This is a genomic window from Geodermatophilus marinus, from assembly GCF_003428645.1.
Classification (GTDB): Bacteria; Actinomycetota; Actinomycetes; order Mycobacteriales; family Geodermatophilaceae; genus Geodermatophilus.
Window position 1 is genome coordinate 1 of the sequence record NZ_QVQH01000027.1, and the last position, 16,693, is coordinate 16,693.

Consider the following 16,693-nt stretch of genomic DNA (forward strand, 5'->3'; position numbering starts at 1 on the left):
GACGGCAGGCACGAGCGGTCCACATCTCACGGAGCGTTAGCACCTTCGCGAGCGTGGCCCTCGTGCCTGCCCCCAACGATCAGCCACGCCGAAGGCGACGATCACGCCTACTGGCGGGGACTCTTAGTAGGACATTCCTCACCCGCTCGCGGGCGGGCCTCGGGACGGGGGCCCACCGCGGAGCGCCGGTACGTGACGAGGACCCCGGAGGTCGGTGACCTCCGGGGTCCTCGTCGCGTGCGTCCGCCCCTGGGCGGGGCCCTTCGAGGCCGCCCCGGCCCCGCGCGGCAGCCTCCTCGCGACGGGAGAAGACCCGGCTGGGACGACTACCGAGCACCCCACCTCGGACAACGGACAGCACATCTGACCTGGGCGTTTCTGTCGTATCTTTCCCTTGCCGTGGGCGTGTCGGCAGGTCCACCGGCGGTGCTGGGGCGGAGGGAGGGCGGGGTGTCCGAGCTGCGTTCGGCCCTCGACGGGCTGGCCGCCCTCGACCTCGACGAGCTGGCCGACGGGCCGCTGCTGGAGCTGGTCGGCGAGCTGGTGTGCGCGGCGAACCGGGTCGCCGCGGCCCTCACCACCGCGGTGCGCGCGGCCGACCGCCGCGAGGCGCACCGCCGCGACGGTGCGGTGTCGATGCGGGCCTGGCTGCGCGGGCAGTGCCGGCTGGCGCCCTCCGACGCCGCCGCGATCGTCTCCACCGGCCGGCGCCTGGCCGGCATGCCCGCCACCGCGGCCGCCTTCGCCGCCGGCGAGATCACCGCCGCGCACGCCCGGGTGATCACCCGGGCCATGACCCCGCGCCGGGTCGCCAAGGCCGCCGCGGCCGGCATCGACCCCGCCGTCACCGACCGCATCCTGGCCGAGCTCGCCCGCCGGACCGGCCCCGGCGCGACCGCCGCCGGCGTGGCCCGCTGGGTGGCCGGCGTCGACCCCGACGGCACCCTCGACGACGCCGCCGATCCCCGCCGCCGGCTCTCCCTCGCCGCCGGCACCGACGGGCGGGTGCACCTGCGCGGTGAGCTCGACGCGGTCGGCGGGGAGTTCGTGCGCACCGCGCTGACCGCGCTGGTGAACGGCGACCGCCCGGCCGGAGACCGGCGCGGGCACGCCGAGCGGCAGGCCGACGCCCTGGTGGCACTGGCTCGCGGTGCGCTCGACGGCGGCGCGCTGCCCGCGGTGCGGGGTGAACGAGCGCACGTGCGCGTCACCATCGACTGGCAGGCGCTGTGCGCGGCCCGCGGCACCCCCGGCGTGGCCGGCGGCGAGCTCGGCTGGGCCGGTCCGATCAACCCCGAGACGGCCCGCCGGCTGGCCTGCGACGCGCAGGTCGTCCGCATCATCACCGGCCCCGACGGGCTGCCCCTCGATGTCGGCCGCGCCCAGCGCACCGTCACCGCCGCCATCCGCCGCGCCGTCGAGGCGCGCGACGGGCACTGCGTCTTCGCCGGCTGCGACGCCCCACCCGAGTGGTGCGACGTGCACCACGTCATCCACTGGGCGTTCGGCGGGCCGACCTCCTGCGACAACGGTGCTCTGCTCTGCGAACGGCACCACACGGCCTGCCACGAGGGCGGCTTCAGCGTCAGCCGCGACCCGCGCACCAGCACCTGGCACACCCGGCGGCCCGACGGCAGCGAGGTCCGACCGCCGCTCCCGCACCTCCGGATCTGACGCGGGGCCCGCCGCCCATGCGATCGGGTGACCCGGGACCCCGCCGGTCAGCCGCCGATGCCGCGGGCGCGGGCGGCGGTGACCACCAGCTCGACCACGGTCTCCAGCGGCAGGGCCGTGCTGTCCACCACCAGGTGGTAGCCGCGCGGGTCCGACGGCTCGCACCGGTAGAAGTGGCGCACGTAGGCCTCGCGGGCCGCGTCGTTGCCGGCCATCTCCCGGCGCACCTCCTCCAGCGGCCGGCCGGTCCGCAGCACGGCGAGCTCCAGCCGCCGCTCGGGCGGGCCGTCCAGGCGCACGTGCAGGGCGTCCGGCCGGTCCCCGAGGACGAAGGCGGCGCCCCGGCCGAGCACCACGCCGCCGGGTCCGTCGGCGATCTCGGCCAGGACCCGCTCGGTCTGCTGCCGGAAGGACCGCTCGTCGGGCAGCGCGGCCACCGGGACCACACCCCCCACCGGGTCCGGCATCGTGCCGAGCGAGGCCACCAGCCGCCACAGGCCGCGCAGGACCCGCTCGTCGTTGGCCTCCGCCTCGGCGACCGGGACGCCGAGGCGGCCGGCCACCTGCGCCGGGATCGCCCGGTCGTGGAACGTCAGCCCGAGCCGCTCGGCGACCGCCGGACCGACCTCGGCACCCCCGGCCCCGTACGAGGCCGACACCGTCACGACGACCACGGCCCACCTCCCTCTCCGCCCGCGGGGGGCAGCTCCCGGCCGAGGAACACCGCCCCCGGCGACTCCGCGTACACCCCGTACCCGGGGACTGGGCCGTACCCCAGCGCCGCGTACAGCGCCAGGGCCTCCGGCTGCCGGTTCCCGGAGTTGAGCACGACCGCGCGGTGGCCCGCCCGCGCCGCGCTCGCCTCCAGCTCGGCCATGAGCACCTGGGCCAGCCCGCGGCGGCGGAAGCCCGGCGCCACGAAGACCCGCTTGACCTCCACGACCCCGGGGGCGTGCACCCGCCAGGCCCCGCAGCCGGCGGGCCGGTCCCCGACCTCGGCGACGAGGAACAGCCCGGCCGGAGGCTCGAACTCCGCCGGGTCGACGGTCGCCTCGTCCGGGCCCCCGTAGCGGGTCACGTACTCCTGCTGCACCGCGGCCACCAGGCGACGGGCCACCGGGTCGTCGTAGGGGACGGCCCGCAGGCGGACGACGTCCCCACTCGGCAGCAGCGCCTCAGCGGAAGTGGGCATGACCGGTCCCCCCTGCCCCGACGGCGGCGGCGACCGCCGCGGCCGGTTCCCCGTCGACGGTCACGGCGGCGCCGCCCGGCGCCTCCCGCACCGCCCCGACCGCGGCCCAGCCCGCGGGCAGCACCGCCCCGGCCGGGAAGGTGGCCAGCAGCGCGTGGTCCTCCCCACCGGTCAGCACCCAGGCCAGGGGGTCACCGCCGAGCGCGGCCGCCACCTGCTGCAGCGGGCCGGACGGCTGGAGCGTGGCCCGCACGAGCGCGGCCCGGTCGACGTCCACGACCACACCGCTCTCCTCGGCGAGGTGGCCGGCGTCGGCCAGCAGGCCGTCGCTGACGTCGCACATGGCGGTGGCGCCGGCGTCGGCGGCGTCCGGACCCGCGGCGTACGGCGGCGTCGGCCGGCGGTGTGCCTGGACGACGGCGATCGGGCTGGAGAACCCGCGGCGCAGCACCGCCAGCCCGCAGGCCGACCAGCCCAGCCGACCGGCGAGCGCGAGCACGTCGCCCGGCCGGGCCCCGGACCGGAGCACCGGCGCCCGGCCGCCGAGGTCCCCGAGCGCGGTGACCGACAGGACGACGGCCCCGCTGCCCGGCGCGGCGGCCACCGTGTCACCCCCGACGACGGCCGCCCCCAGGGGAGCGCACTCGGCGGCCAGCCCCGCCGCCACGCCCTCCAGCCAGGTGGTCGCGGTGTCAACCGGGCAGGCCAGGCCGACCAGCAGCGCGGTGGCCACCCCGCCCATCGCCGCGACGTCGGCCAGGTTGGCCGCCGCGGCCTTGTGGCCGACGTCCTCCGGCGAGGACCAGTCGCGGCGGAAGTGCCGGCCCTCGACCAGGACGTCGGTGGTGGCGACCACGCGCCCGTCGGGGGCGCGCAGCACCGCGGCGTCGTCCCCGGGCCCGACCTCGGCGACCCGCGCCCGGCCGGCCCGGGCGACGACCCGGGCGATGACGCCGAACTCCCCGACGACGCGGACGCTGTCGGCCGGGTCGTCCCGGGGGACGAGCGGACGGGGCCGTGTCACCGGCTCCTCCCGCCCGCTGCGGTAGGTTGCCGAGGTGTCCGCCGGCCTGCGCGGACGTCGCACCGGCAGCGCTGCCCGAGGAAGGGTCTCCCGTGGTCCACGCCTACATCCTGATCCAGACCGAAGTCGGCAAGGCCGCCCAGGTCGCCTCCACGATCAGCGGGATCGCCGGGGTGACCACGGCCGAGGACGTCACGGGCCCCTACGACGTCATCGTGCGCGCCGAGGCCGAGACCGTCGACGAGCTCGGCCGGCTGGTCGTGGCGCGGGTGCAGTCCGTCGACGGGATCACCCGCACGCTGACCTGCCCCGTCGTCAACATCTGACCGCTGAGCGAGCAGCCTCCCCCGGCGTCCGGCGGGCGCGGTCGGTCCGACGACCCGCTGCGCCGGGTGGCCGTCGTCGCGCTGGCCGTGGGCCTGCCGCTCGTGCTGGCGCTGGCCGTCCTGCTGCGGGTCACCGCGAGCGACCCGGACGACGACGCGCCGGCCGAGGTCGCCGGCGCCCCCGCCACCGAGCGGGCCGACCTGCCGCCGCTGGACGTCGAGGTCCCCGAGCTCGCGCCCGAGACCGAGGCGGCCTGCCTCGACCTCGTGGAGGCGCTGCCGTTCGAGCTGGCCGGCGAGGTGTCCCGGCCGGTGCGGTCGGAGCGGCCCGTCGCCCATGCCTGGGGCGATCCGCCGGTGGTGCTGGTGTGCGGCGTCGACCGCCCGGAGGGCTTCGTCGCCGACTCGCCGCTGATCCAGATCAACGGCGTCCAGTGGTACGTCGACACCTCCGACCCCGGCGAGATCGTCTGGACGGCGGTCGACCGCCCCGTCTACGTCGAGGTCACCGTCAGCCCGGACACCGACAGCGCCCCGGTCACCGCGCTGGGCCCGGTCATCGCCGGCACGCTGCCCGCCCAGGAGCTCGACCCCGGCCCGTGAGTCAGCCGGGCGGCAGCAGCGCCAGCTGGGCGTCCACCACCGCCGCGACCTCGGCCGTGGCCGCCTCGAGGGTCCCGGCCACCGCGCTGACCCCCACGCTGAACACCCCGTGCGCGCACCAGGCGAAGGCCGCCGGCCCGGCGAGGTCCGTCCCGGGCGGCGGCTGCTCCACGGTCAGCAGCGCGCAGCCGCCCGGCAGGTGCGGCGGCGACTCCCGCAGCACCCCGTCGTAGTGCTCGGCGTCGTTGCCGGCCAGGTCGGCGGCGTAGGCCCCCGCGCCGGCGCGGCTCTCGAACTGGTCGACGAAGACGCTGGTCAGCTGCTGGGGACCGGTTCCCCAGAACCGCTCCCAGCCGTGCCGGTAGCCGTAGTCGTGGAGCACCTCGCGCTCCCGCGCGGGGTCGTCGGCGTAGGCGGCGAGGTCCTCGGCGGACTTCTCCCCCGCCGGCGGGTCCAGCTCGGCGTCGGGGATGCGCGGCAGGCCGGAGGGCACGGCGTCGACGACCAGCTCCTCGAGCTCGGCCGGTGTCGCGGGCCCGGGCGCCGGCGGGGCGGCGGTGGCCGTGCCCTCGACGCTCGAGGTGCACCCGCCGAGCAGGGCCACGAGGACCGGCAGCAGCACGCCCGCGCCGACCGACCCGCGCGGCCGCGTCACCTCCGCGGCGTCGCGTCGGCCGCCGGGACCCGGCGGGCGAGCGCGGCCGCGACGAGGCGGTCGACCACGGCGGAGGCCTCCACCCCGCTCACCGACCACATCCGCGGGAACATCGAGATCGGCGTGAACCCCGGCATCGTGTTCACCTCGTTGACCACCAGGCGGTCGGCGCCGTCCGGGCCGGTGCCGAGGAAGAAGTCCACCCGCGCCAGCCCCTGGCACTCCAGCGCGAGGTAGGCCCGGCAGGCGGCCTCCTGCACGGCGCGGGTCTGCTCGGGGGTCAGCTGCGCGGGGACGTCGAAGTCGACGGCGTCGGCCAGGTACTTGGCGGTGAAGTCGTACCAGTCGGTGCCCGGCCGCAGCCGGATCTCGGCGGGCAGGCTGGCCTGCGGCGGCCCCCCGCCGGGCCCGGCCAGCACGCCGCACTCGATCTCCCGGCCCGGCACCGCGGCCTCGACGACCACCTTCGCGTCGACGGCGGCGGCGGTGGCCACGGCCTCGGGGAACTGCGCCCAGTCGGTGACCCGGCTGATGCCGATGCTCGACCCGGCCCGGGACGGCTTGACGAACACCGGCAGGCCGAGCCGCTCCCGGGTGGCGTCGTCCAGCGCGGCGGGGTCGGCGGAGAGCCCGCCGGCGGCGTCCCGGAGGACGACGTGGTCGCCCTGCGGCAGGCCGGCGGCCGCCAGGAGCTTCTTGGTGACCTCCTTGTCCATCGAGGCGGCGCTGGAGAGGACGCCGGAGCCCACGTAGGGCAGCCCGCTCATCTCCAGCAGCCCCTGGATGGTGCCGTCCTCGCCGAACGCCCCGTGCAGCACCGGGAAGACGACGTCCACGCCGACCACCGGGCCGCCGTCGAGGGGCAGCAGCCCGCGGCCGGAGGGGTCCCCGACCAGCGCCACCGGGCGCCCGCCGCGCACCTCGGGCAGCTCGCCGCCGACGATCGCCATGCGCTGGCCCGGCTCGGGCAGCACCCACCCGCCGTCGCGGGTGATGCCGACCGGGACGGTGTCGTAGCGGTCCGGGTCCAGCGCGTCGAGGACGGCGCCGGCGGAGACGCAGGAGATGGGGTGCTCGGCGCTGCGTCCGCCGAAGACCACCGCGACGCGCAGCTTGCCTGCCTGTCCGCTCATCGCGGCCGACCCTAGTCGAGGCCGGCGCCGTCCCCGGCGCGACGGGCGGACGCCGGCGGGCGTGTGCGACCCTCGACCCCCATGCACGCTCCCGCCGCCGGGCCGGCCCCGGCTCCGCTCGGGCTGCGCCTGGCCGGGGCGGCGGTCCACGCCTACACCGCCGCCGGCTCGGTCCTCGGCCTGCTCGTCGTGCTCGCCGCGGTCGAGGGCGAGGCGGTGACCGCCTTGTGGCTGCTGCTCGCCGCACTCGTCGTCGACGGCACCGACGGGACCCTGGCCCGCTGGGCGCGGGTGAAGGAGACGATCCCCTGGTTCGACGGCGCCCGCCTCGACGACATCGTCGACTACCTCACCTACGCCTTCGCCCCGGTCGTGCTGCTGTGGACCACGGGGTCGCTGCCCGGTGGCGCCCTCGGGTGGGTGGTGGCGGCGCTGCCCCTGCTGGCCTCCTGCTACCAGTTCTGCCGGGTGGACGCGAAGACCGACGACCACACCTTCCTGGGCTTCCCGAGCTACTGGAACGTGGTCGCCTTCTACGCCGTCGTCCTCGACGTCGCGCCCGGGGTCGTGGCCGCCGTCCTCGTGGTGTGCTCGGTGCTGGTGTTCGTGCCGGTGCGCTACCTGTACCCCTCGCGCACGCCGGTGCTGCAGGGGCTGAGCCTGGTGCTGACCGCGGGCTGGGTGGTCACCTACGTGGTCCTGCTGCTGCAGTACCCGGACCCGTCGCCGGTGGTGGCTGCGCTGTCGCTGGCCTACGTCGCCTACTACCTCGGGGTCAGCCTGTGGCTCACCGCGCGGGCGGCGGCCCGCCGCGGGTGACGGGCGGGGACGGCGAGCGGCGGCGCCGCGGGTCACCGGGTCCCGGGGGCGCGCAGCACCAGCTCGACGTTGCGGTCGGTCGGGCGCCCGGACAGCCCCGCGTCCAGCCCCGACCACGGCACGTTGGCCGCCAGCTCGCGGTGCAGCGACGCCAGCCCGAGCGGTCCGCGCGCGGCCGGCTCGAACGGGCCGGGCGGGCGTGCCGGGCTGTCGTGGTCGACCATCGTGCAGACCAGCGAGAGCGTCCCGTCCCCGTTGTCGAGCAGCTCGACCAGCCGGGCCTGACCGGGCCAGTCGACGACCGCGCAGGTGGTGACCTCCCAGAAGCCGCCGCCGGGCTCCCCCGGCGCCGGCCAGGGCCGCACCTCGCTGACGTGGGTGTGCCCGTTGAGCCACAGGACGACGTTGGGGTGGCGGTGCAGCACCGCCCGCAGCTCCGCGCCGCCTGCGGCCCCGGCCTCCGCCCCCGGGCGCAGGGGGTCCTCCCGGGCCAGGGTCGAGGACCCGTGGTGGGAGGTGAGCACCACCAGCCGGTCCTCGTTCCCGGTGCGCACGAGGGTGCCGTCGGGCGCCCGGTACGCCGAGGAGACCTCCCGCAGCCGCTCCTCCAGCCAGCGGACCTGGAGGGCGTCCAGCGAGCCGTCCCCGCCCCCGGTGACCCGGGTGGTGTCCAGGCAGATCACCCGGATGCCGGGCAGCCCGTCCCAGGCGTAGTACGCGGTCCCGTCGCGCAGGTTGGCCGCGGTGAAACCGTGCCCGGCCGGCTCGCCGCCGTCGGCCAGGTGCGCGGCCACGAACTCGCGGCGGCCGATGAACCGCCGCCCGGCCAGCGCGGCGACCGAGCGCGCCCCGGCCGTGGTGAACGCCTCCGAGGACCGGGTGAACAGGGCCAGCGCGTCGTCCAGCTGCACGTCCGGACCCATCTCGACCGGCTTGCGGCCGGCCGGCAGCAGCTCGGCCAGCGCCGGCGTCGGGACCCCCACCCCGGCGACCAGCGCCTCGTGGTTGCCGTGGCACCCCAGCCACGGCAGCCGCAGCCCCTCGGCGACGAACGGGGCGAAGGCCGCGGCCAGCAGGCCGGGGCGGTGGGGGAAGCCGTAGCGGGCGCGGAACAGGTCGGGCTCGCCGCCGCCGTCGGGCCGCCAGAACAGGTCGTGCGGCCAGCCCACCGCCTGCACGCCGTCGTAGGCGGTGAGCCCGGCGCCCGGGGAGACGGGGCCGCCGCCGAGCACCTCGAGCAGCAGGGTGAGCTCGTTCCACTGCGCGTTGTCGATGGCGTCCCCGGTGGTGAGCACCACCTGGACCGGGTGGCCGGTCGCGGGCCCGCCGCCGACCCGGTTGAGGGTGCGCACGAGCGCCTCGACCGCGTGCGCGGTGATCGCCTCCTGCGGCCGGTGCATCGGCACGAGGGCGCGCATGCGGGGGTCGGCGAAGTGCCCGTGGAAGTACTCGAACCGGGCCGGTGAGCAGACGTCGGCCAGCTGCAGGTCGGTCACGTGCGCCATGCAGGCGCGGGCCCGGCGGCCGGTCCGCGGCGCCGTCCAGGTGGGGCCGACGAGGTCCCGGCGGGTCAGGTGCGGCTCGCCGGGGTGCCAGTCGAGCGCGCGGTAGTCGGCGTCGCGGCCCCGGCGCAGCACGGGTCCGGCGCCGAGCACCCGGTCGAGGGTCGTCCCGCTCACGGCGTCAGCGGGGGCCGTGGGCGGCATCGTGGACGGCATCGAGCGCGGCGGCGAGGTCGGCGACGAGGTCGGCGGTGTCCTCGATGCCGCAGGACAGGCGGACGAACCCGGGCGGCACGGCGTCCCCGCCCCACTGCGCCCGCCGGTCGAGGGTGCTGTGCACGCCGCCGAAGCTGGTCGCCGCCGTCCACAGCCGGCTGGCGGCCAGCAGCCGGCCGACCGCGGCCTCGTCGGCGAGCTCGGCGGAGACCACCCCGTTGGGCCGCAGCATCTGGCGGGCGGCCAGGGCGGACGAGGGGTCGCCGGGCCGCCACGGCCACCGGACGCCGGTCACCGCCGGGTGCTGCGCCAGCAGGTCGGCGACCGCCGCGGCGGTCTGCGCCTGGCGGGCCAGCCGCAGGTCCAGGGTGCTCATCGAGCGGTGGCCGAGCCACGCCTCGAACGGGCCGGGCGTGCCACCGGTGCGGTCCCGGAAGCCCTTGAGCCGGGCGTGCAGGGCCTCGTCGGTGGTGCTCACGTGGCCGAGCAGCAGGTCCGAGTGGCCGGTCAGGGCCTTCGTGTCGCTGGCCACCGTGATGTCGGCGCCCAGCGCCAGCGGCCGCTGCCCCAGCGGGGTCGCGGTGGTGTTGTCGACGGCCAGCACCGCGCCGGCGGCGCGGGTGGCGGCGGCGACCGCGGCGATGTCGCAGACGTCCAGCAGCGGGTTGCTCGGGGTCTCCAGCAGCACGAGGGCAGCGCCCTCGAGGTCGCCGCGGGCGGCCACCGCGCCGATCTCGGGCGTCGCGACGAGGTCGACCCGCAGGCCGAGGCGCTCGAGGTCGTCGCGGGCGAGCAGGCGGGTGGCGTAGTAGCCGTCCGACGGCAGGACGACGCGGTCGCCGGCGCGGACGGCGGCCAGCAGCACCGCGCTGATCGCGGCCATGCCGGTGGCGAAGGACAGGCAGCGGCCGCCGTCGAGCTCGCCCACGGCCGCCTCGAAGGCCCGCAGGGTCGGGTGCTCGGTGCGGGCGTAGGAGTCGGCGCCCCCGGCCCGCGGCGGGGCGTCGGCGAGGTGGAAGGGCGCGGCGAACACCGGGGACGGGCGCAGCGGCGCACCGGCCACGGGGTCGGGCTCCCCCGCGCGCACCGACCGGGTGCCGTCCCCCCGGCCCGGGTCGGTCACCGCGGCCGCGCCAGGTCTCGCGTCCTCACTCCGGCTCCCTCACTCGGGCTTGGCTTCCCGGGACATGATCTCCTTGACCATCTGGGCGGCCGTCGCGCCGTCGTGGCAGACCCGGACGACGGCCTCGGTGAGCGGCATGTCGACCCCGTGCGCGCGGGCCAGGTCCAGCACCGGGCGGCAGCTCTTGACCCCCTCGGCGGTCTGCCGGGTGGTGGCCTGCACCTCCTCCAGCGACATCCCGCGGCCCAGCCGCTCCCCGAAGGTGCGGTTGCGCGACAGCGGTGAGCTGCACGTGGCCACCAGGTCGCCCAGCCCGGCCAGCCCGGCGAACGTGGTCAGCTCCGCGCCCATGGCCAGCCCCAGCCGGGCGGTCTCGGCCAGCCCCCGGGTGATCAGCGAGGCGCGGGTGTTGTCACCGAAGCCCAGGCCCTCGGCCATGCCGGAGGCCAGCGCGATGACGTTCTTGACCGCGCCGCCGAGCTCGCAGCCGACCAGGTCCGGGTTGGTGTAGGGCCGGAAGTAGGGCGTGTGGCAGGCGGCCTGCACCTGCGCGGCCCGCGCCGCGTCGGCGCAGGCCACGACGGTGGCCGCGGGCTGCTCCTCGGCGATCTCCCGGGCCAGGTTCGGCCCGGACAGGGTCGCCACCCGGTCCGGGCCGGCGCCGGTGACCTCGGCGATCACCTCGCTCATCCGCTTGGTGGTGCCCAGCTCGATGCCCTTCATCAGCGACAGCAGCACCGCGCCGGGGGGCAGCAGCGGCGTCCAGGCGGTCAGGTTGGCGCGCAGCGACTGCGAGGGGACGGCCAGCACCACGACCTCGGCGCCGTCCAGGGCCTCGGCGGGGTCGCAGGTGGCGCGCAGCCGGCCGGGCAGCCGGATGCCGGGCAGGTAGTCGGGGTTCTCGCCCCGCTCGGTGATCGCCGCGGCCAGCTCCGGCCGCCGGGCGTGCAGCACCACCTCGGAGCCGGCGTCGGCCAGCACCTTGGCGAACGTCGTCCCCCAGGACCCGGCGCCGAGCACCGCCGCCCGGGTCACGCGACGTCCCCGGGCAGGTCCCCCGGCAGGGCGCGGCCGGGGCGGCGGGTGAAGGCCGCCGGGGCCGGCTCGTCGCGCAGCTCGGCGAGCTGGTCGCGCACCTGCACCATCATCCGGTCGGTCACCGCGCGCAGCAGGTCCCCCGTCAGCGGGCGACCGGCCCGCACCTCGGCGCGGAGGTCGGCGAGGTCCAGCGGCTCGCCGACGAGGTAGTCCACGGGCGTGCGCAACCGCAGGTGCAGCCGCTTGGTGTGGTAGTCGTGCAGCCGCTGCGGGCCCCACTGGGCCACGGGCAGGACGACGGCGTCGCTGGTCAGCGCCAGCCGGGCGACCCCGGTGCGGGCCTCCATCGGCCACCAGTCGGGGTCCCGGGTGACCGAGCCCTCCGGGTAGATGACCACGACGTTGCCGGCCTCGAGGTCGGCGCGGGCGGCCTCGAGCGACCCCCGGGCCTCGGCGGTCCCCCGCGCGACCGGGATCTGCCCGGCGGCGCGCAGGATGCGCCCGGCCGTCCCGCGGAACACCGATGCCTTGGCGAGGAAGTGCGGGACCCGGCCGGCGTCCCAGACCAGCCGCGCGCAGGAGAGCGGGTCGAGGACCGACACGTGGTTGGCCACGACGATCACCGGCCCGGTGCGCGGGAAGCGCTCGCCGTGCCGGGGACGCAGCCGGAACAGCAGCACGGTCACCGGGTAGACGACGAGGACGCACAGCCACAGCGCCGGCGGCAGGGGCCGCCGGGTCCGCCACCGGTTCGGCGGCCGCCCACCCCGTGCGACCGGGGGTCGTCCCTGGCTCACCGGTACCTCCTCGCCCACGCGGGCCCGTCCCGGGTGCGGCACCGGGCCCCTCGACATCGCGCCCATCATTGGGCCTCACCCGGCCCCGGCGCTGCACCGGGTCCCCCGCGGCCCACCGCCCCGGGAACCGGTGTGCTCACATTGTGGCCGTGGTCGAGTGGTCGGTCGTCGTCCCGGCGAAGCGGCTGGCGCGCGCCAAGACGCGGCTGTCCCCGCTCACCGACGCCCTGGGCGACCGGCCCGGGCGTGCGCACGCCGACGTCGTCCTCGCCCTGCTCGCCGACACCGTCGCCGCGGCGCTGGCCGCGACCGCCGTGGGTGCGGTCCTGGTCGTGACCGACGACCCCGCCGCGGCCGACGTCGTCACCCGGCTCGGGGCCCGAACGGTGCCCGACGAGCCCGACGCCGGCCTCAACCCGGCGCTGGCGCACGGGGCGCGCGCCAGCGGGGCGCGCGCGGTGGCGGCCCTGTCCTCCGACCTGCCCGCGCTGCGCGCGGCCGAGCTCACCGCCGCGCTGGCCGCGGCCGGGTCGGCGCCGCGCTGCTTCGTCGCCGACGCGCCGGGCACGGGGACGACGCTGCTCACCGCCCGGGACGCGCCGCTGTCGCCCGCCTTCGGGCGGGACTCGGCCGCCCGGCACCGGGCCGGCGGCGCGCGGGAGCTGACCGGGGCCTGGCCGGGGCTGGCGCGCGACGTCGACACCCCCGCCGACCTCGAGCAGGCCCTGGCCCTCGGCGTCGGGCGGCACACCGCCGCGCTGCTGGGCGGCGCCGACCTGGACCGATCCGCGCAGAGGCTGCTGCCGTTCACCTGACTGCGGCACGATGACCCCGTGCCTCCCGCCCGCCCGGCCCCGGCCGACCGCTTCATCAACCGCGAGCTGTCCTGGCTCGACTTCAACGCGCGGGTCCTGGAGCTCGCCGAGGACGAGTCGCTGCCCCTGCTCGAGCGGGTGAAGTTCCTCGCCATCTTCGCCAGCAACCTCGACGAGTTCTTCATGGTGCGCATCGCGGGGCTCAAGCGCCGGCACAGCACCGGGCTGACCGTCCGCTCCCCCGACGGGCTCACCATCCGGGAGCAGCTGGCCCGGGTCACCGAGCGGACCCGCGAGCTGGTGCACCGGCACTCCGACGCCTTCACCAAGGACATCACCCCGCGGCTGGAGGAGGCCGGGATCCGGATCGTCCACTGGGACGAGCTGGCCGACACCGAGGCCAAGCGGCTGCGCGAGTACTTCCGCGACCAGGTCTTCCCCGTGCTGACCCCGCTGGCGGTGGACCCGGCCCACCCGTTCCCCTACATCAGCGGGCTGTCGCTGAACCTCGCCGTGTCGGTGCGCGACCCCGACACCGGGGCGCCCCGGTTCGCCCGCCTCAAGGTGCCCAACAACGTGCCCCGGTTCGTGCCCGTGGGCGCGCCGGACGACGAGGCGACCTTCCTGCCGCTCGAGGACCTCATCGCCGCGCACCTGCCGCAGCTGTTCCCGGGCCTCGACGTCATCGACCACCACCTCTTCCGGGTCACCCGCAACGCCGACCTGGAGGTCGAGGAGGACCGCGACGAGGACCTGCTGCAGGCGCTGGAGCGCGAGCTGGCCCGCCGCCGGTTCGGCCCGGCGGTGCGGCTGGAGGTCGCCGAGCCGATGGACCCGCAGATCCTCCAGGTGCTCATGTCGGAGCTGGAGGTGGACCCGGAGGACGTCGTCCACGTGCCCGGGCTGCTCGACCTCGCGGCGCTGTGGCGCCTGTACGACCTCGACCGCCCGGAGCTCAAGGACGAGCCGTTCGTGCCGGCCACGCACCCCCGGCTCTCGGAGGGCGAGACCCCCATGAGCGTCTTCGCCACCCTGCACGACGGGGACGTGCTGGTGCACCACCCCTACCACTCGTTCGCCACGAGCGTGCAGCGGTTCATCGAGCAGGCCGCCGCGGACCCGAACGTGCTGGCCATCAAGCAGACGCTCTACCGGACCTCCGGTGACTCCCCGATCGTCAACGCGCTCGTCGAGGCGGCCGAGGCCGGCAAGCAGGTCGTCGTCCTCGTCGAGGTCAAGGCGCGCTTCGACGAGGAGGCCAACATCAGCTGGGCACGCGAGCTGGAGAGGGCCGGCTGCCACGTGGTCTACGGCCTGGTGGGCCTCAAGACGCACTGCAAGACCGCGCTGGTCGTGCGCCGCGAGGGCGGGGTCATCCGCCGGTACTGCCACATCGGCACCGGCAACTACAACCCGAAGACCGCGCGCATCTACGAGGACCTCGGCATCCTCACCGCCGACCCCCGCGTGGGCGCCGACCTCACCGACCTGTTCAACACCCTGACCGGCTACTCGCGGCAGACCACCTACCGCACCCTCATGGTGGCCCCGCACGGCATCCGCCAGGGGCTGGTGGAGCGGATCCGCCGCGAGGCGCGCAACGCCAGGGAGGGCCGGCCCGCCGGCATCCGGGTCAAGGTGAACTCGCTCGTCGACGAGGAGGTCATCGACGCGCTCTACGAGGCCTCGGCGGCCGGCGTCCCGGTCGAGCTGCTCATCCGCGGCATCTGCGCGCTGCGCCCCGGCGTCCCCGGCCTGTCCGAGAACGTGCGGGTGCGCTCGATCGTCGGCCGCTACCTCGAGCACTCCCGGGTCATCCACTTCGCGGCCGGCGGCGAGGGCGAGTGGTGGCTGGGCAGCGCGGACCTCATGCACCGCAACCTGGACCGCCGCGTCGAGGTCCTGCTGCGGGTCGGCGACGAGTCGGCCCGGGCCCAGCTCGAGCAGGTCTTCGACGCCGCGATGGCCGACGGGGTCCGCTGCTGGGAGCTCGGCGGTGACGGCACCTGGCGGCGCACCGGCGAGCGGGACTACCAGGCCGCGCTGATCGCGGCGGTCGAGCATGCCGGCTGAGGGCCCGGCCGGGACCCGTCCCGACCCCGAGGCCCTCGTCCGGGCCGGCGGGGGTGCGGTGTGGCGTCCCGGCCCCGACGGGGTCCTGGAGACGGTGCTCGTGCACCGGCCGCGGTACGACGACTGGTCGCTGCCCAAGGGCAAGCTGGAGGACGGCGAGCACCCCCTGGCCGCCGCCGTCCGGGAGGTCGCCGAGGAGACCGGGCTGGCGGTCGTGGCCGGGCGGCGCAGCGTGCGCACGGAGTACCCGGTCGAGGCGGGCACCAAGCGGGTCGACTACTGGCTCATGCGCTCCGCCGGCGGCGAGTTCACCCCGTGCGACGAGGTCGACGCCCTGCGCTGGCTGCCGGTCGAGGAGGCCCGCGCGGCGGTCAGCCACGAGGCCGACCGCGCCGTGCTCGACGACCTGACGCGCACCGACGTGCCGCGGGAGCCGGCCCTGGCGCTCGTGCGGCACGCCCACGCCGGCAGCCGCTCGGAGTGGGACGGCCCGGACGAGCTGCGCCCGCTGTCGACCAAGGGCCGGCGGCAGGCCCGAGAGCTCGCCGCGGCGCTGCCGCTGTTCGGGCCGCGGGAGCTGCTCAGCGCTCCGCGCACCCGCTGCCGGGAGACCCTCGAGCCCCTCGCCGAGGCCCTGGGCCTGCCGGTGGGTGAGCTCCCCGAGCTGGGCGAGGAGGAGTTCGCCGCCGACCCGCCGACCGGGCTCGCGGTGGTCGACCGGCTGCTCGAGCCCCGCACCGACGGCGGGGTGACCGTGGTGTGCAGCCAGGGCGGGGCGATCCCGTCGGTGCTGGTCAGCCTGGGGGTCCGCTTCGCCGGCGTGGGCGGCGGGCTGTGGCCGCCGGCGGCGAAGGGCAGCACCTGGGTGCTCGGCGGCCGCCCGGGCGCGCTGTCGGCCGACTACTACCGCGACTTCGGCCCGGACGGCGAGAACCCCGCCCGCTGAAGGAGGACCCCGGGAAGGCCCCCGTCCTCCTCACCGCTCGCACGCTCGCGGCGAGCCTCCGGACGGGGCCCTCGCCTCGCAGGCTCGGGGTGGGTCCCTGCGCAGGGGCCGCGTCGGTGCCGTCCCGGCGCGAGCGGCCCCGGCGAGGGCTCAGCCGCGGGCGGGGAGCGCCGTGGGCAGCCAGGGCTCGCGGGTCGCCTCGTAGGCCTCGATGTCGGCCAGGTGCCGCTCGGTGAGGCCGACGTCGTCGAGCCCCTCGAGCAGCCGCCAGCGGGTGTAGTCGTCGATCTCGAACGGCACCGTCGTCGACCCGTACGCGACGGTCCGCGACCCGAGGTCGACCGTCACCTGCGTGGTGGGGTCGGCCTCGACCGCCTGCCACAGCGCCTCGACCTCGGGCTGCGGCAGGAGCACGGTGAGCAGCCCGGCCTTGGTCGAGTTGTTGCGGAAGATGTCGGCGAACCGCGAGCTGATGACGACGCGGAAGCCGCCGTCCATCAGCGCCCAGACGGCGTGCTCGCGGGAGGAGCCGGTGCCGAAGTCGGGCCCGGCGACCAGGATCGAGGCGCCCGCGTGCTCGGGGCGATTGAGCACGAAGTCCGGCTCGTTGGTCCGCCAGGCGACGAACAGGCCGTCCTCGAACCCGGTCCGGGTGATCCGCTTGAGGTACTCGGCCGGGATGATCTGGTCGGTGTCCACGTTGGTCCGCCGCAGCGGGGCCGCGGTACCGGTGTGGGTGGTGAAGGCGTCCATCGGC

17 protein-coding genes are annotated in these 16,693 nt (G+C 76.9%); 7 read left to right on the forward strand and 10 right to left on the reverse strand.

The annotated features are described in order from the left end of the window. Window positions 1–450 precede the first annotated feature (450 nt). A complete protein-coding gene (locus D0Z06_RS20980; protein WP_158580051.1) occupies window positions 451–1,674 on the forward strand; it encodes an HNH endonuclease signature motif containing protein in 1,224 nt (407 codons plus the stop codon). A gap of 47 nt (window positions 1,675–1,721) precedes the next feature. Here D0Z06_RS20980 and D0Z06_RS20985 read toward each other — a convergent pair whose 3' ends face one another. The 3 genes from D0Z06_RS20985 to D0Z06_RS20995 are packed head-to-tail and all read right to left on the reverse strand — an operon-like array spanning window position 1,722 to window position 3,890. After that, a complete protein-coding gene (locus tag D0Z06_RS20985; RefSeq protein WP_117379495.1) occupies window positions 1,722–2,348 on the reverse strand; it encodes a cytidylate kinase-like family protein in 627 nt (208 codons plus the stop codon). Continuing rightward, on the reverse strand, window positions 2,336–2,866 hold the full coding sequence (locus D0Z06_RS20990; RefSeq protein WP_117379496.1) for a GNAT family N-acetyltransferase: 531 nt from the start codon (window positions 2,864–2,866) through the stop codon (window positions 2,336–2,338). Before D0Z06_RS20990 ends, D0Z06_RS20985 begins: the two co-directional genes overlap by 13 nt. After that, on the reverse strand, window positions 2,850–3,890 hold the full coding sequence (locus tag D0Z06_RS20995; protein WP_117379497.1) for a thiamine-phosphate kinase: 1,041 nt from the start codon (window positions 3,888–3,890) through the stop codon (window positions 2,850–2,852). Before D0Z06_RS20995 ends, D0Z06_RS20990 begins: the two co-directional genes overlap by 17 nt. Window positions 3,891–3,982: 92 nt before the next feature. Between D0Z06_RS20995 and D0Z06_RS21000 the strand changes: the two genes are divergently transcribed. Both D0Z06_RS21000 and D0Z06_RS21005 read left to right on the forward strand, forming a co-directional pair. After that, on the forward strand, window positions 3,983–4,216 hold the full coding sequence (locus tag D0Z06_RS21000; protein ID WP_117379498.1) for an Lrp/AsnC ligand binding domain-containing protein: 234 nt from the start codon (window positions 3,983–3,985) through the stop codon (window positions 4,214–4,216). Window positions 4,217–4,282: 66 nt separating this feature from the next. Next, window positions 4,283–4,819, forward strand: a complete 537-nt coding sequence (locus D0Z06_RS21005) for a DUF3515 domain-containing protein (protein ID WP_233517862.1) — start codon at window positions 4,283–4,285, stop codon at window positions 4,817–4,819. 1 nt (window position 4,820) lies between these two features. On the opposite strand, the gene D0Z06_RS21010 is transcribed toward D0Z06_RS21005, so the two are convergent. Both D0Z06_RS21010 and D0Z06_RS21015 read right to left on the reverse strand, forming a co-directional pair. Further along, the gene (locus D0Z06_RS21010; RefSeq protein WP_117379499.1) at window positions 4,821–5,474 is read right to left on the reverse strand and encodes a DUF7373 family lipoprotein; all 654 of its coding nucleotides are present in this window, start codon (window positions 5,472–5,474) and stop codon (window positions 4,821–4,823) included. Beyond that, a complete protein-coding gene (locus D0Z06_RS21015) occupies window positions 5,471–6,607 on the reverse strand; it encodes a D-alanine--D-alanine ligase family protein (protein WP_117379500.1) in 1,137 nt (378 codons plus the stop codon). Before D0Z06_RS21015 ends, D0Z06_RS21010 begins: the two co-directional genes overlap by 4 nt. A gap of 81 nt (window positions 6,608–6,688) precedes the next feature. Here D0Z06_RS21015 and D0Z06_RS21020 point away from each other — a divergent pair, with 81 nt between their 5' ends. Continuing rightward, the gene (locus tag D0Z06_RS21020; protein WP_117379501.1) at window positions 6,689–7,426 is read left to right on the forward strand and encodes a CDP-alcohol phosphatidyltransferase family protein; all 738 of its coding nucleotides are present in this window, start codon (window positions 6,689–6,691) and stop codon (window positions 7,424–7,426) included. 32 nt (window positions 7,427–7,458) lie between these two features. Here D0Z06_RS21020 and D0Z06_RS21025 read toward each other — a convergent pair whose 3' ends face one another. The 4 genes from D0Z06_RS21025 to D0Z06_RS21040 are packed head-to-tail and all read right to left on the reverse strand — an operon-like array spanning window position 7,459 to window position 12,102. Further along, entirely contained in the window at window positions 7,459–9,105 is a 1,647-nt protein-coding gene (locus tag D0Z06_RS21025; protein WP_158580052.1) for a TIGR03767 family metallophosphoesterase, read from the reverse strand. 4 nt (window positions 9,106–9,109) lie between these two features. Further along, the gene (locus D0Z06_RS21030) at window positions 9,110–10,267 is read right to left on the reverse strand and encodes a cystathionine gamma-lyase (protein ID WP_117379503.1); all 1,158 of its coding nucleotides are present in this window, start codon (window positions 10,265–10,267) and stop codon (window positions 9,110–9,112) included. Between the two features lie 39 nt (window positions 10,268–10,306). Next, a complete protein-coding gene (locus D0Z06_RS21035; RefSeq protein ID WP_117379504.1) occupies window positions 10,307–11,302 on the reverse strand; it encodes an NAD(P)H-dependent glycerol-3-phosphate dehydrogenase in 996 nt (331 codons plus the stop codon). Then, window positions 11,299–12,102, reverse strand: coding sequence for a lysophospholipid acyltransferase family protein (locus tag D0Z06_RS21040; protein ID WP_233517863.1), 804 nt, complete (start codon window positions 12,100–12,102; stop codon window positions 11,299–11,301). Before D0Z06_RS21040 ends, D0Z06_RS21035 begins: the two co-directional genes overlap by 4 nt. Window positions 12,103–12,251: 149 nt before the next feature. Between D0Z06_RS21040 and cofC the strand changes: the two genes are divergently transcribed. From cofC to D0Z06_RS21055, 3 genes are read left to right on the forward strand one after another with little or no spacing between them, the layout of a single operon-like run. Beyond that, on the forward strand, window positions 12,252–12,917 hold the full coding sequence (gene cofC, locus D0Z06_RS21045) for a 2-phospho-L-lactate guanylyltransferase (RefSeq protein ID WP_233517864.1): 666 nt from the start codon (window positions 12,252–12,254) through the stop codon (window positions 12,915–12,917). Between the two features lie 18 nt (window positions 12,918–12,935). Further along, the gene (locus D0Z06_RS21050; protein WP_117379505.1) at window positions 12,936–14,990 is read left to right on the forward strand and encodes an RNA degradosome polyphosphate kinase; all 2,055 of its coding nucleotides are present in this window, start codon (window positions 12,936–12,938) and stop codon (window positions 14,988–14,990) included. Next, window positions 14,980–15,936: an NUDIX hydrolase gene (locus D0Z06_RS21055; protein ID WP_117379506.1), complete on the forward strand. Its 957-nt coding sequence runs from the start codon at window positions 14,980–14,982 to the stop codon at window positions 15,934–15,936. Before D0Z06_RS21050 ends, D0Z06_RS21055 begins: the two co-directional genes overlap by 11 nt. A gap of 150 nt (window positions 15,937–16,086) precedes the next feature. Here the strand turns inward: D0Z06_RS21055 and leuD are convergent, their stop codons facing one another. Continuing rightward, a complete protein-coding gene (gene leuD / locus D0Z06_RS21060; RefSeq protein WP_117379507.1) occupies window positions 16,087–16,689 on the reverse strand; it encodes a 3-isopropylmalate dehydratase small subunit in 603 nt (200 codons plus the stop codon). Window positions 16,690–16,693: the final 4 nt, after the last annotated feature.

Excerpts from the sequence above, each read along its gene's own strand:
- D0Z06_RS21020 (WP_117379501.1), top strand. The coding sequence starts at position 6,689 with ATGCACGCTCCCGCCGCCGGGCCGGCCCCGGCTCCGCTCGGGCTGCGC.
- D0Z06_RS21055 (WP_117379506.1), top strand. The coding sequence starts at position 14,980 with ATGCCGGCTGAGGGCCCGGCCGGGACCCGTCCCGACCCCGAGGCCCTC.
- D0Z06_RS21015 (WP_117379500.1), bottom strand. The coding sequence starts at position 6,607 with ATGAGCGGACAGGCAGGCAAGCTGCGCGTCGCGGTGGTCTTCGGCGGA.
- D0Z06_RS20990 (WP_117379496.1), bottom strand. The coding sequence starts at position 2,866 with ATGCCCACTTCCGCTGAGGCGCTGCTGCCGAGTGGGGACGTCGTCCGC.
- leuD (WP_117379507.1), bottom strand. The coding sequence starts at position 16,689 with ATGGACGCCTTCACCACCCACACCGGTACCGCGGCCCCGCTGCGGCGG.